Origin of the sequence: Lysinibacillus sp. G01H (genome assembly GCF_028872195.1) — a bacterium.
Classification (GTDB): Bacteria; Bacillota; Bacilli; order Bacillales_A; family Planococcaceae; genus Lysinibacillus; species Lysinibacillus capsici.
In genome coordinates this window covers 1,852,504-1,866,409 of sequence record NZ_CP118397.1, presented here as the reverse complement: position 1 = coordinate 1,866,409, position 13,906 = coordinate 1,852,504, and the positions used below count along the sequence as shown (strand labels likewise).

Sequence of the window (13,906 nt, the reverse complement as noted above, 5' to 3'; positions counted from 1 at the left end):
ACAAGCTTTCTTTCCTTTAATAGCGTGCAAATTTTACAAGCTGCGCTGCTTCTTTAATGCCCGCCTCACATTTTTCAAGCAATTCATCACAGTACGCTTTATCACATAATAGCCCTGGCTTAAATTGCAACACACGTGTATCCAGCATTGAATAAATAGCCCATACCCCATGTTTGTACAAGGAGCTCATCACATATTTAGCCCCTTCAGGATGATTAAACTCTAGGCCCATAACAACGCCAAGCTGACGAATGCCCACAAAGAAATCTGGATATTGTTGTTGAATACGCTCTAAGCCACTTCGTAGATAACGAGCAACATATTCTACATTCTTTACTACTTCAGGACGTTGGGAGATTTCTAATACTTTCATCGCCACTACACAACCTAGTTCTGCTCCACCAAATGTAGAAATATGGGCTAGTCCATCTTCTTCCATCCAGCCGCCTGCTCGTTCATTGACCACTGTAGCTGCAATTGGATAAATACCGCCACTTAGACCCTTTGCTGTCACCAGAATATCTGGTTTCACACCATAGTGCTCAATACCCCACAGTTTACCTGTTCTCATTAAGCCTGTTTGCACCTCATCTGCAATATATAATGTCCCGTATCGTTCACAAAGTGATTTGACATCAGCCAAGTAATTAGCAGTGGGCAAGGGGAACCCATATGTCGCAGGGATGGTCTCGATAATTACGCTAGCTACATCCCCTCTAGCAAGCTCACGTTCCATTGCCGCAAGATCATTGAATGGCACGTGCACAAATTCATGTGGACTGCCCTCACTTAAAAACGGTTTTGAATAGCGTTCATTGCCAAGCGAAACTGCAAGACCTGTGTGCCCATGATATCCATTTTTAATGGAAATCGTTTTCTTACGTTTTGTAGCATAACGCGCACACTTTAGGGCAACATCAATTGCTTCACTTCCACCACTAGAGAAAATAGAATATGTTAAGCCTTCTGGTGTGCAGGCTGCTAATTTTTCAGCTAACTGTGCACGTGCAGTAGATGGAAAATGATGATTGCCAATATCAAAATAATTGGTTCCTTCCACTAATGCAGCAATGACTTCTGGATTACGATGGCCAAGGTTATACGTTCCGCCATTGAGATGCGCATTCATTAATTTTTTGCCATCCACATCGTAAAAATAATAGCCCTCTCGTTTCCCGATAACGACATCGACACCATCGATTTGCCACTGTTTCGTTTTTCCTGGATTCCACCAGTCAATTGATTTTTGTAAGGTTGCCTGTTTATTTGCAAAATAGTCCATAGTTTCCACCTTCCTATACATTGACGTCATCCAACATTTCACCTGCAATGAATAACTCCACTTTTTTCTGCTGTAATCGTTCCTGCCATTGTGTGGAGCTCTTTTGATCTGTAATCACCATCGAAACGTCCTCTAAATGACAAATATGCGCAAATGTAGAGACACCAAATTTCGTATGGTCCGCTAAAATAATCGTATTTTCTGCCCGCTCTATTAATTTCTTTGAAATCGCTGCGCCCGTAATATCATAGTCGGTAATACCATCAGCTAACGAAATCCCACCTGCAGCAACAAAAGCTTTATTTGCCTTTAGTTGATTAAAAAATAAATCAGCTAATGGACCTCCCATAAATTTTTGTCGATGTTCATATTCTCCTCCCGCAAAGAGCACCTTCCCTTGAAAGCATTCTGCGGCTAATGATAAAACTGGGAGTGAATTGGTGACGACAATGACGTTGGGCTTATCACCTAAATAACGAACGATTTCATAGGCTGTTGTACCATGACCGATAAAAATAACATCACCGTCTTCCACAATACTTGCAGCAGCCTTACAAATCCTTCTCTTCTCTATATTGTTAAGTGACGTTTTCTGTTCAAAGGTCCTCTCATACTTTTCCTTTGCCTTCACAGCCCCCCCATAGACTTTGTGTAGAAGCCCTTCTTTCTCCAATCGATCCATATCTCTACGTATAGTCTCGCCTGAAACATTTAATAGCTGCTCTGCATCACTTACCTTTACTTTTCCTTCTAAATCTAAAATATCTAAAATCACTTTTTTACGTTCCTCAAACGAAAGAGACACACATCATCACTCCAAACACAAAGTTAAATCCAACAAAATCCACAAATCCAACACTTTATTTCTGTATTTATGTGGATTTGTTTTGAATTTTAAATAATAGTTCGATAATTGTCAATACTCAGGATTTTATTTTACGTATGATTTTTTCTCTCTAAAGCCACTTATTTCTCATAAGTGTAAAATGAATACTCCACAAAAAACCAATTTCAGTTGTCTCATAATGCTCTCTAAACCTTTTTCAAAATATTTTTCTACAACTATTTTTTCTCATAAAAAATCCCCCTTCATGGTAGAAACCATAAAGGGGGATGACGAGATTATTTTGTTAATTCTTCAACAAATTCAACAGGTACATATGTTTTGCCGGATTCTAATAAAGCAGGGGCTACTTTAAATTGGCGAAGCGCTTTATTATAACCATATTCTTTTTGACCTCGCGTAATTGTATACGAAAGGGCTCCTTTTGAAACAATGGCACCTTTTGGCGTTACTTCCACCGTAAAGCCTAGCTTTTCAGCGATTAAGCGTAGCGGCACCATTTTAGTCCCATCTACTTCGTAAAAGTCTTTATTGATAATTTCTTGAACCGCTGAATCAACTGGAGCTGGTTCTGGTGTTGGAACTGGATCCACTTCAACAGGTTCTTCCTTCTCAATCGTATCTAATACGATCACTTTTGATGGCGGTGTTTGAGCAGGGATGCTCATTGTTGCGATTGTGTAGAACACCACTAAATGCTGCTCTTTTAAATCGTCCACTTTCACATCTTTACCAGTAGCACTTGCTAGCTTCGTGTCTTCCCCAACATTTAACTTAAGGTTATTTTCAGTATCCACTAAATCTTTATTGAAGAAATCCACTTCCACGCTACCCATTTCTTCTGTTTCTACAATGATTACTTCTGGGTTGTATTGTGGTGGATAAATCGCAAGCATCGGCTTCTTGGCATAAGAGTAAGCTGAGACCTTATTTCCTTTTTGAAGCTTGGCTTCTTTTCCCATATTGTCGAAAACTAATGAGTCTTTATTGGCAATCACAATATTTGTATTGTCACCATCCACCACTGTATAGTATGTGGCATTTTCACGTACTTCTACGTTTTCAACAGTACCTGTCACTTTAATAAAAATAGGCTGCACTTGTTGCACTGAAGTTTCTGCGTTAATCACAGTAGGTTCCCCTTCGTTCGCTGATGCAGTTGGAGCTCCAATCGCGCCCCCTAATAATAATGCTGACATAGCAAATGGTACGACCTTCGTCATTTTCATACAAAAAGCATCTCCTTCATTTTCCCGAATTCAATAAAGTAGTCGTATACACAAGAAAAAGGTTACAAACTGTCTCCATTTTTATGGCTAGAGCTTTGCTTTCGCGGGTATCTACCTTCTCTCCGCGGATATTCGCTTCTTCGCGATTTTATTCTACCCCCATCAAAAGATAAATCTCAGCCGATTCAGGATGCGTTGTAAGAAATATTGGTTTTCGCTTTGCTGAGTTCTTAGCTCGCGGGCGACGTCAGGATGGTCGGTGATGACGCCGCTGACATTTTTTTCGATGAAGGTTTGCAGGGAGCGATCGTCATTGAGTGTCCAAACAAATAAATCGGTCGGATGTTGCTTCAATTCTTCGATAAGCTGCTCCGTTACCCAGGATTCCTCCAGTGCGATAAAATCAACATTTTCCTCCATTGGTCCAATATTGAGTGCATAAACAATACCGACACGCAAATTCGGCACCAATTTTTTTAATTGCGTCATTTTTTGTCCATCGGCGGATTGCACATAGTAGGAATCTAGCACCTTGTATTTTCGTAGCTTCTCTACTAATTTAGGTAAAACATCTTCCGTTTCCTGACCATGCACCTTTAATTCGATTAGTAGCGCCACATCTAACGCTTTGGCAATTTCAATACAATCATCTAATGAAGCAATTTTATCGCTAAAGCCATTTTGATGAATGGTTAACGTTTTTAGTTCGCTCAGGGTCATATTCGCAATGACACCATTTTTACCTGCTAACCTTCGTAATGTTCGATCATGGAAGACAACGAATTCCCCATCCACAGTTTGTTGAATGTCGATTTCAATTAAATCTGCCCCCGCATTGGCTGCACTCACCAATCCACTAATTGTATTTTCTACATTACCTGCTACATAGCCGCGGTGGGCAATAATTTTGGTATCTGGTGCATAGACACTTTTCTCTAAGGAATTGATATTCATCATACTTAATACGAGAAACACAATGCCACTGATCAACAGCAATGGCTTATAGCGCCGCTTCCGATGTGTAGTAGCGCTGATTTTACCCATCACTGGCGTATTATACGTGATGGCGACCATAACTTGTGAAAACATCGCCTGTAATAAACTAAATAGCACCACAAAGACCATTTCTAAAAAGGCTAGTGTCAGCCCAGCCGTAATCAAGGCTGCACTTGGCATTAAACGTTCAATTAAATAGAGTGGAAACGTAGCGACCACTGTTATACCAAGCATCATCAACAGATGACCTGTTAAAAGCATAGCTAGTAGCACGACTAGTTCAAATAATCCACGCTTGGAAAATCGCCAGCTTTGCTTAAAAGAACGCAAAATTGAGATGTTCGGCTGGATTGTAAAGATAGGTAACGTTAAGATACTTCGAATGCCTATCATCACAATGATGCTTGCCACCACAGCATATGCTAGCCTACCCGCTCGACTACTCATGATTTCTTCAGTTAGAAAAGGTGGTAGGGAGATGGATTGAGTCAATGTAAGGGGTAGCATAAAGGAAGCTAGTGGCATTAATAGCGCTAGATAGACGATGAGAAATAAAACTTGCACACTAAAAAAATAAACAACCTTGCGATTTAATTGTTGCCATAAAGGAAGAAATCGGTAGCGAAGTCCTCGTTGCTGATGAAAGGCCATGAGAAATAGAAAGCCCATCTCATAATATACAAATAATAAAAACAGCAAAATTAATAGACAAATCATTATCATCACAAAGGGATGCGTCACAAAGCTTTGCCAATTTTGCTCAGTAATATGTGTAAACCCAGTTACTCGTAGCATGAGCTTCAAGACGATAGAGGTTACAGGGATCATTAATAAAAACTGAAAGATTCTAATTAATGCGAAAACCTGTACATAATCGAATCGATAAACATAAATATTATGGACAGCCTGTCGCATAACTTGTCCTGCCTTGTGCACATACTCACCCCTATCATGCTGTTAAAATCGCTCACTACTAACGTATGTTTTGACTGCTATGGCCCATTCCTCAAAGCCAATAAAATAGCACTCCTCTACACCAAAGTAGGCGTCAATTTTTGTATTAATCGTGACATTCACCATTTTTTTGAAACTTTTTAGCATGTCACCCTGTATATAACTAGATACCCACTACAGAAAGGAGCGCAAACATGAAATTCAACCTTGGTGATATCATTAGTACAACCGTTCTTTTATGTATGTTTCTAGCAATCTTTTTCGTGATGATCCATATGATCAAAAAAATGAAATCCACTGCCCCTGTGTCTCCTCCACCAACCATGCAACAGCAAGTAGAGGACTTATCAAAACGTGTGTCGACCTTAGAACAACAAGTAAAACAACTAGCTGACAAACAATAGTCCCATAAAAAAATCGCTGTGAAGGATAACCTTCTCAGCGATTTTCATATACTATCTGACCATTCACAACCGTGCATGCGACTTGAATGTGTGGAAACTGCTCCATCTCTACTGTAAAAACGTCCTCTTGTAAAATCGTAAAGTCTGCTGCAAAGCCTTCTGCAATTTTGCCACGCATAAATTGCTGTCCAATTATTTCAGCCGCCCCTACTGTGTACAAACGGACTGCCTCAAATCGGGAAATTTTCTCATGAGGGTTATAGCCATCATGTGTCTCCCCAAAATTTCTTCTAGTGACAGCCGCATAAATACCATGCAACGGGTTTGGCACTTCAATTGGCGCATCACTTCCGCCTGCGACAATCAGCCCTCTGTCAAGAAGTGATTTTAAAGGATGTAAGCCATGTGCGCGCTCCTCCCCAAGTCTCGATAGCTCTGCTTGGTATTCTCCCTGTACAAACTGCGGCTGCATATCCACTGCCACTGGTAATGCAGCTAGCTTGGCTAATAGTTCCTCATCGACTAAGCTACAGTGAATCACGCGATCAAGCTGACCTTCCTGAGGAGGATATGCCGCAAAAACGTCTAAAATCGTGTCTATTGCTAAATCGCCAATGGCATGCACGGCAACGGTTTGTCCATATTGACGTGCCAGCTGAACATAGCTTGTTAATTGCTCAGTTGTATGAATAAGCATCCCTGCATTGTACGAATCATCACAGTAAGGCTGACGTAGTGCAGCCGTACGACCTCCAAAGGCTCCATCAATAAAAATTTTCATCGCACCAAACTCCAAAAATGGTGAGGAAGCTAAATCCATCTTCGCAACATCTTCAAAGACTGTATGATGCTGTAATAAATGCACCTTAAAGGATTGCTGTGCCTCTACTATTTTGCGATAAGCCTGAATCGGCTGGCCTGGCGGTCCATAATAGCTTAAATCCTCTGAATGTCCCCCTACTAAACCATAGGATTGCAATGAGGTCACCGCCTTTATCAGTGCATCCTCAATATACGCAGGTGTAATATGTGGCATCTGGTTAACAATTAAATACAATGCTGCATCCTTTAGTATCCCTGTGAGCTGACCATCTACTTTGTCAATGACACCCCCCTCTGGCGAAGGAGTCTTATTTGTAATTCCTGCAAAAGCGAGTGCCTTGGAATTGGCTAGGATCAAATGATGACAGCTCCGTTTAATGATTAAATGAGCATCTCCAAGGGCATCTAGCTCCGCTAAGGTCGGGAAAATGGGCTCTTCAAATTGGTTTTCGTTTAGTCCAATCGCAATGACCCATTCATGTGCTGACGCCTCAGCCATTTGCTCCTGAAGTTTCACAAGCAACGCCTCTTTACTCGTAACTGCCGATACATCAAGATGCTTGAGCTTTTCCCCGTAGCCAATAATATGTAAATGACTGTCGACAAAGCCTGGATACATGATATTGCCCTCTAAATGTTGGATAGAAGCAGCTAGTGGCGACAAGCTCTCCACTGAGCCTGTCGCCACAATTTTTCCATCTTCAACAAGGACTGCATCCACTGTTTCACCAACCTGAGCCATCGTGTAAATCTTACCACCTGTCCATAATGTTGCCAAAACAATTCCTCCCATGTCCTATGCTATTGCTTCAATTAAGTGCGCTCTTTCTAAGCGACGACGAACAATTACACCAATCCATGCTGCAAGTACCGCTTTGACAATACCTACCACGATAAATGGTGCAACACCACCCATAAAGGCAGCTGTCCATGTATAATCTGCTACAATTTTTAACCACACTGTCCCAAACGCTAATGTAACAATCATCCCAATGATATTCGCAATAATAGCTTGAGTAAATGTAATACCAAATTTATCTAAGTATAAGCCCATAATAATAGCTGTGGCAAGGAAGCCTACAATATATCCACCTGTTGGACCAACTAAAATCCCAAGTCCACCTGACATACCGCTAAATACAGGTAAACCTGCTGCCCCTAGTAAAATATATAATAGAACAGATAACGTGCCTAATCTTGTCCCTAAAATCGTCACGATGATGCCAACTGCTAACGTTTGACCTGTAATCGGGATAAGTGGTAGTGGGATTGTTACCTGTGCTAAAACTGCGATTATTGCTGCCCCAAATGCTGCTAACACATATTGATATGTACTTCCTTTTTTCAATGTAAAAAGCCTCCCCTTGTGCGTTAACTAATAATAAAAATAAGTTAACACAAAGATAAAGCAAATGAAAACCATTGTCAATCTATTTTAGAATAAAAAAAGAAATTGCTAGATTAGCCTAGCAATTTCCTGCCGAAATCATTACCATAAAGGTTCATTCATCGGATCTTTCTCTTGTAGCTTAAACACATATGGCGCAATTTGATAATGGTAAAAGAACATGCCCACTAAAAAGAAAATGAGACCAATAACAAAATGATGGAAAACATGCTGCAACATAATCAGCAACGGCACTGGCATCGTCATTACACCACTGATTTGCATGGATTTTTTTGTGCGGTATTGTTTTTGTCCACAATGAGGGCACACAATTTCACTATTTTTGCGATATAATTTACGTGCATCCTTCTCAGACCAACTCTCCCCACATTCAATACAAACAGGTAAACCATATCCCTTTTTCAATAGATAGCGTTTGACAATAATGGTCGCCCCTATAAAAATGCTCAATAAAATAAAGCCTCTTACATAATCCGAAGCAAAAAGTGACCACCAATGCCAAGTATCCGACTGTAGGCTAGCCGCCTGATGGCTTGAACTCTGTTGCCCCTTCTGCTGTGTCAAGATATAGCTAAAACCGATAACAAAAATAGTAAAGGTTGCGAATACGATACGATACGTCCATTGATTACCTGCTTTGCGTTGAACTTTTCGTTGTGCTTTCTCCGCGATTACTTGTTTGCGCTGCTGTGAAAGCTTGACATCTTGTAGCTCCTTTAATAGTTCCTCTTTAAATTGATTCATGGCGTAGCACCTCCCAATCAAAGTCACCCATTGCTGTTGCTAATTGTTTACGAGCTCGCTGTAATCTTGTGCGAATCGTTGCTTCTGGACAGTGTACAAGCTGTGCAATTTCCACTGTCGACATCTCCTCAAAATAATACAAAATCAAGACCTCTCGATAGGCAACTGATAATGTAAACAATGCCTCCACCAGCTCTTTTTTTACAGTTTTCTCTAGTATCTCCTTTTCAGGTGTCATAGCCGTTGTGCGTCCCGTGATCTTTTCAAACAATGTCAGTCGTTTACTTTTCCAACTTCGTAAATAATCGTGACTTCGATTAACCGTCATTTTCACTAGATATGTACGTAAGGATGCTTCCTGACGAAACTGTCCCTGCTTTTGATAAAAGGCGATGAACACATCCTGCACGATGTCCTCCGCCGTTGCCTTATTTTTCACATAGAGATAGGCGACCTTAAGTAAGTAATCACCGTGCTCCTCGATTATCTGTTCAATAGCCATCATTGCCCTCACCTACTTCCTACACTACTGACGGATGCCATAACGAATGCGATTCATTTTATCAAAAAAAAATCCGTAATTTTTAAATCATTACGGATTTCTTCAAGCTAAATACCTATTTTTTGCATAGAAGAGACAACTTTGACCATTCGATCGTCTAAATCGGCGCCTGTGAATCGAGGCAATCTCAGTTCATTCACGATAGCGCCATCAGACATAAAAAGGATACGCTCTGTTCTTGCGGCAATTTTTGGGTCATGGGTCACAAGCATCACCGTTGTACCTTCACTATTGATGGAGGCTAATAAATCCATGATTTCCTGAGCAGACGTTGAATTCAATGCGCCTGTGGGTTCATCTCCAAAGATCACTTGCGGGTTGCTAATCAAGGCGCGGCAAATGCCTGCCCGTTGAAGCTGCCCACCAGAAACCTGTGTAATATCTCGCTTTGCCAAGTCTGCAATCCCCATTTTGTTCATAATCTGTAGTGCCCTTTCTGTTAAGGCCCTCACATTTTTTCGCTCATCACGCATCGCAGGTAACAGGATATTATCAAGGATATTTAAGCTTTTTAGAAAGGTCGGCTGCTGAAAGACAAAGCCCATTTTCGTTCTACGCAAATCAGCCAGTTCTTTGTCACTTAATGTCGTTAAATCCATTCCATCAAAGATGACCTGACCTTGATCAATACTGTCCATCCCGCTAAGGGCATACAACAATGTCGATTTACCACAGCCTGATGGGCCCATAATGGAGATAAACTCTCCTTGATTGATTGCAACTGATACATCCAGTAAAACGGGATGCTGTTCTTTGCCTACCTGAAACGACTTTACTATTTGCTCACCACTTACTATATTCATAGGTTCTACTCCTTTATATGCTCAATAATTTTTACCTGCCCTGCCCTTGACGTACCAATTAGCGTAGCTAGCAGTACAACGCTTGTAAGCGCTAGTGGGCAAAAAACATAAGCTGCTAGTGGATTAATCATAAAATCAAATGATGCCGCCCCGAATGAGGCAATGACCGTACTAGTTAAATATTCACCTAACGTGTTTGCGAGCAACGTCCCCATCGAGATGGCAAGCAGTAATACAAAAATCGAACGTGCTGCATATTGTGTAGCTATATCGACATTCGTGAATCCTAATGCCTTCATAATAGCGATGGGTGCTTGATCCTTCGCAATCAGCATATTTATAAATAATAATGTCACGAGCACACACAGCAATAAGGCAATGACGAGTGCTGCACGAGCTGCCTTTTCGATGGCATGAATCGTCGTGCCAAAAGTTTGATGAATATAATCATCAATACCTGACACCTTGGCAAACGAGAAGGTTTTTGCATATTCCGCCCGTTTATCTGCAACAAGCGATGGATTAGCCATCGTACTATAGATGACACTCCACATGCTATCCGTAGACTGGTCAGAGAAAGCTGCCTTAGCAGTCTTGCCGCCATTGGTAATATCTGAATAAATACCGCTGACCCTCAAATTTTTCTTCTCTCCATTAATGACTACTGCTAAACTATCGCCAACCTTTTTTTGAAGCTCCTCTGCATTGAGCACCGAAAGTGCCACTTCATTAGGAGCGACTGGAGCCTCTCCGTGTGCATATTCTAAGGGGAATATCGTATGGTCACCCAGCTCTATTTTTAGGTTTTGCGCTGTTCCGTCCTCGGCAATCGTTGTGAATTTTTTTGTTGTCAAAACAGTATAATTCTTAATGGCTGTGTCATGCTCAAGCATATCCTTCACCGCTGCCACCTGTTGTTCATTTTGCTTGCCTTGTGGGATATCAATTCGGATGTCACTGTTCCCAATACCCATATACGTAATAAAGCTTTTAGCTGCAATTGTGTTGTGTAAGTTTTGAGGCACGATAATAATAAATGTTGCCAATACTAATACTGCGAGCATTGTCGCATAAAGTGTTTTTCGTGATAATACATCCTTCATGCCAAGAAAAAGATTGATCGGTAGTCTTTTATTGGCGCTAAGGTTCAATAATTTTGTATGCTGCACTTTTCCTTGTGTTGTGCCAAAACGCATCGCCTGCGTGGCTGATAGCTTGCGAAACTGTTTGAGTACCGATCGTACATAGCCCATAATCACGAAAAATACGAGCAACAATCCCAGACCCGTGAACAACCAAATGAGTGAAACTTTGTCCGTTTCTCCCATGAACAGACGGATATTTTCTAATAGAATATCTCGAAGGAAGAAGGAACAGGCAAAACCGAGCATACAACCAATCACAGCTATAACGCCATATTTGGCTAGATACATTTTCTGTATATCTGCCACTCGTAGGCCAATTGCTTTCATCACACCGATTTCTCTATAATCCTCTTCTATTTTAGTGAGCAATGTAAATCGAATACACATAAAAGCAATAGCGACTACAAGGACACTGATGAGTAAGATAACAGCAATCATAAGTCCATCTGATATGGCATTCAGCATTTGAAAAAGCTTATAAGTAATGGTTGGTCCGTTTGCTTCTAGCCCTGCACTTGTATAGGCCTCTTCAAACTTCTTTAAATCCGCCAAATTTTTCAAACGAAACTCAATTAAATATTCAACTGTTCCCGCTTCCTGGATTGCTGCATAATCTTGTTCACTGACAAGAAAGCGTTTGGAGGAAGCCAGCATAGAGTTCATCTGTGAATCCCTTAGAAATCCAGCTATTGTAAAGGTTTGATCATGAACGATGACAGTATCCCCCAAGTCAGCGATGCCGTCCTTCCAATAGCTTACAGGTACATAAATATCACCATTTGCCACTTCAATCACATGACCATCAAGATCAAGTAAATAATCAAATTTCTCACTTTGTGTGCTGAAACCATTGTCCTGCACACTATGTGCCAAGGTGGTACCCGCAATATTGATCTTCGTGCCCTCCACATTTAGAAATTCATTCATTTGATATTCATCTACATATTTATTTTGCTCTGCAAATTCAGTCAGCCGCACTTGATCGATTTCCCCTGCATGCATCTGAAGAAAATGAGACGTTTCTGCTTGTTTCATCAGCGTGTCAATTGCACTTGTCAAATGGACAATAAGTATTGCTGATAGTGTGACAAGTAAAGCTGCTACCGCCACAAATAGCATGGTCATACCTGTAATTAGCTTGCTATTTGCCATATCATTTCGAACAATTTTCCAATACATAAGTCACCTCTTTGTATATTGTTAACCGCCATCAAACCTAACAAGACCTAAAAAACTTAGTTCGTACTGCCTTCTTCCTTATCTCCAAACATTTGCATCATATACAATAAGCTACCATTCTCCACCCCTAGCATTCTTTCAATATTAAAAATCAATGCCGGAATACGGGCAGCTCTTTCCTCATCTGTCATCAAGACGAGATCATCATCGAATACCGTATTGGTATAAGCAATAATCATTTCCATACACTCATAGGGATAAGGCGTTTGGTAAATACCTTGCTCAATGCCCTCACGAATAATGGCAGTGAGGATTGGTGGTACTTGATTGATGACCACTTGCTGTATTTTACGGTGCATCAAAGCATTTTGCGGCCTATGAACATGCTCCATCATTTCCTGTCCACCCTGTTCATTTTGCATATTCAATGCCATGACAACGCGCAATATCCGCTCATTTACAGCTATAGTCTTGTCTGCTGCAACGTTTTTCGCCTTTGCTAGCATCGTGCTTGTATAACGCTCAATGAGCGCATCCATAATATCTTCCTTAGATTTAAAATGATAATAGAGAGTGCCTCGAGCAATGCCTACTTTTTCCAAAATATTACTCGTACTAGTGCCATCAAATCCCTTCTGTGCAAATAATTCATCCGCAGCATCTAATATTTCATTTCTGCGTTCTTCCGCTTTTTTTATTTCCCTCATAAGACACCTCCTTATAATTGACCGACTGCCTGTCGATATATCTATTCTTTATCCTAGCATAGGATGACTTCATTTGGCAATAATTTCTACAAAAAAAAGAATCTGCTTTACGCAGATCCTTATTTTTGTAGTTCCTCGTTCTTCCGATATTCCAAAATATCGCCAGGCTGGCAATCCAATGCCTCACAAATAGCCTCTAATGTTGAAAAGCGGATGGCTTTGGCCTTGCCGTTTTTTAAAATCGAAAGGTTCGCCATCGTGATGCCAACTTTTTCTGAAAGCTCTGTAACACTCATTTTTCGTTTCGCCAGCATTACATCAATGTTAATGATCATTGCCATAGTATTCACCTCAAACCGTTAGATCATTTTCTGATTTGATATCGATGGCATTTTTTAGAAGCTTTTGCAGCACAGCAGCAAAGACTGCCACGACAAAGGAAGCAAAAATAATGACCATTCCAATAAGTATAAGACCTGGGGCATCGTCTACTTCCGCAGCATAGTATATCAGTGGCATGCCAACCACGTAAACACTACTAATAAGAATTGCACAATATTTGATCTTAATTAAAGCTTTCACTGACAGCTCTGAAAATGCGATGTTTTGGTCAATATAGCTTAATAGCTTGATCGTTGTAAATAGCGCAACAAAATAAGCAATAGCCGTTGCATAGACGCCAATTAAAGCAACAATGGTTAGAATGGGAGAATGCTCCACTGTATTTAAAGCAACATGAGGCACCACCCATACACATAAGGCAAGAACGGGTATACCTATTAGAAAAACAGCTATCTTTAAAAAGAGCGTTTCTCGTTTCATCTTAC

General features: G+C 40.7%; 14 protein-coding genes. 1 reads left to right on the top strand and 13 read right to left on the bottom strand.

All coding sequences use genetic code 11. The features are described 5' to 3' along the window. Positions 1-16 precede the first annotated feature (16 nt). The 4 genes from PSR12_RS09060 to PSR12_RS09045 all read right to left on the bottom strand — a co-directional run bounded on the left by PSR12_RS09060 (position 17) and on the right by PSR12_RS09045 (position 5,287). Entirely contained in the window at positions 17-1,282 is a 1,266-nt protein-coding gene (locus PSR12_RS09060; RefSeq protein ID WP_202341857.1) for a class-III pyridoxal-phosphate-dependent aminotransferase, read from the bottom strand. Between the two features lie 13 nt (positions 1,283-1,295). Further along, positions 1,296-2,087 (bottom strand): DeoR/GlpR family DNA-binding transcription regulator, encoded by a 792-nt coding sequence (locus PSR12_RS09055; RefSeq protein WP_004229022.1) that lies wholly within the window; start codon positions 2,085-2,087, stop codon positions 1,296-1,298. 317 nt (positions 2,088-2,404) lie between these two features. Next, positions 2,405-3,355, bottom strand: a complete 951-nt coding sequence (locus PSR12_RS09050; RefSeq protein ID WP_274772744.1) for a stalk domain-containing protein — start codon at positions 3,353-3,355, stop codon at positions 2,405-2,407. Positions 3,356-3,517: 162 nt separating this feature from the next. Beyond that, the gene (locus tag PSR12_RS09045; RefSeq protein WP_221683156.1) at positions 3,518-5,287 is read right to left on the bottom strand and encodes a glycerophosphoryl diester phosphodiesterase membrane domain-containing protein; all 1,770 of its coding nucleotides are present in this window, start codon (positions 5,285-5,287) and stop codon (positions 3,518-3,520) included. A gap of 212 nt (positions 5,288-5,499) precedes the next feature. On the opposite strand from PSR12_RS09045, the gene PSR12_RS09040 reads away from it, so the two are divergent. Next, the gene (locus tag PSR12_RS09040) at positions 5,500-5,709 is read left to right on the top strand and encodes a hypothetical protein (protein ID WP_004229027.1); all 210 of its coding nucleotides are present in this window, start codon (positions 5,500-5,502) and stop codon (positions 5,707-5,709) included. 34 nt (positions 5,710-5,743) lie between these two features. Here PSR12_RS09040 and PSR12_RS09035 read toward each other — a convergent pair whose 3' ends face one another. The 9 genes from PSR12_RS09035 to PSR12_RS08995 all read right to left on the bottom strand — a co-directional run bounded on the left by PSR12_RS09035 (position 5,744) and on the right by PSR12_RS08995 (position 13,901). Further along, entirely contained in the window at positions 5,744-7,309 is a 1,566-nt protein-coding gene (locus PSR12_RS09035; protein WP_274772742.1) for an amidohydrolase, read from the bottom strand. A gap of 18 nt (positions 7,310-7,327) precedes the next feature. Then, positions 7,328-7,879, bottom strand: coding sequence for a biotin transporter BioY (locus PSR12_RS09030; protein ID WP_004229030.1), 552 nt, complete (start codon positions 7,877-7,879; stop codon positions 7,328-7,330). A gap of 141 nt (positions 7,880-8,020) precedes the next feature. Further along, on the bottom strand, positions 8,021-8,683 hold the full coding sequence (locus PSR12_RS09025) for a TIGR04104 family putative zinc finger protein (protein WP_221683154.1): 663 nt from the start codon (positions 8,681-8,683) through the stop codon (positions 8,021-8,023). Continuing rightward, positions 8,670-9,188, bottom strand: a complete 519-nt coding sequence (locus PSR12_RS09020) for a sigma-70 family RNA polymerase sigma factor (protein WP_221683153.1) — start codon at positions 9,186-9,188, stop codon at positions 8,670-8,672. Before PSR12_RS09020 ends, PSR12_RS09025 begins: the two co-directional genes overlap by 14 nt. A gap of 104 nt (positions 9,189-9,292) precedes the next feature. Then, the gene (locus PSR12_RS09015; protein ID WP_274772739.1) at positions 9,293-10,048 is read right to left on the bottom strand and encodes an ABC transporter ATP-binding protein; all 756 of its coding nucleotides are present in this window, start codon (positions 10,046-10,048) and stop codon (positions 9,293-9,295) included. 5 nt (positions 10,049-10,053) lie between these two features. Continuing rightward, positions 10,054-12,372 (bottom strand): ABC transporter permease, encoded by a 2,319-nt coding sequence (locus PSR12_RS09010; protein WP_221683151.1) that lies wholly within the window; start codon positions 12,370-12,372, stop codon positions 10,054-10,056. A gap of 56 nt (positions 12,373-12,428) precedes the next feature. Next, positions 12,429-13,079, bottom strand: coding sequence for a TetR/AcrR family transcriptional regulator (locus tag PSR12_RS09005; protein ID WP_257521916.1), 651 nt, complete (start codon positions 13,077-13,079; stop codon positions 12,429-12,431). A gap of 119 nt (positions 13,080-13,198) precedes the next feature. Then, positions 13,199-13,420 carry a helix-turn-helix domain-containing protein gene (locus tag PSR12_RS09000; protein ID WP_004229042.1) on the bottom strand — a complete coding sequence of 74 codons (222 nt, stop codon included), beginning with the start codon at positions 13,418-13,420 and terminating at the stop codon, positions 13,199-13,201. 10 nt (positions 13,421-13,430) lie between these two features. Then, positions 13,431-13,901 (bottom strand): DUF2975 domain-containing protein, encoded by a 471-nt coding sequence (locus tag PSR12_RS08995; protein WP_221683150.1) that lies wholly within the window; start codon positions 13,899-13,901, stop codon positions 13,431-13,433. Positions 13,902-13,906: the final 5 nt, after the last annotated feature.

Coding starts and splice junctions, on each gene's coding strand:
- PSR12_RS09060 (WP_202341857.1), bottom strand. CDS start 1,282: ATGGACTATTTTGCAAATAAACAGGCAACCTTACAAAAATCAATTGAC.
- PSR12_RS09050 (WP_274772744.1), bottom strand. CDS start 3,355: ATGAAAATGACGAAGGTCGTACCATTTGCTATGTCAGCATTATTATTA.
- PSR12_RS09040 (WP_004229027.1), top strand. CDS start 5,500: ATGAAATTCAACCTTGGTGATATCATTAGTACAACCGTTCTTTTATGT.
- PSR12_RS09025 (WP_221683154.1), bottom strand. CDS start 8,683: ATGAATCAATTTAAAGAGGAACTATTAAAGGAGCTACAAGATGTCAAG.
- PSR12_RS09020 (WP_221683153.1), bottom strand. CDS start 9,188: ATGATGGCTATTGAACAGATAATCGAGGAGCACGGTGATTACTTACTT.
- PSR12_RS09015 (WP_274772739.1), bottom strand. CDS start 10,048: ATGAATATAGTAAGTGGTGAGCAAATAGTAAAGTCGTTTCAGGTAGGC.
- PSR12_RS09010 (WP_221683151.1), bottom strand. CDS start 12,372: ATGTATTGGAAAATTGTTCGAAATGATATGGCAAATAGCAAGCTAATT.
- PSR12_RS09005 (WP_257521916.1), bottom strand. CDS start 13,079: ATGAGGGAAATAAAAAAAGCGGAAGAACGCAGAAATGAAATATTAGAT.
- PSR12_RS09000 (WP_004229042.1), bottom strand. CDS start 13,420: ATGGCAATGATCATTAACATTGATGTAATGCTGGCGAAACGAAAAATG.
- PSR12_RS08995 (WP_221683150.1), bottom strand. CDS start 13,901: ATGAAACGAGAAACGCTCTTTTTAAAGATAGCTGTTTTTCTAATAGGT.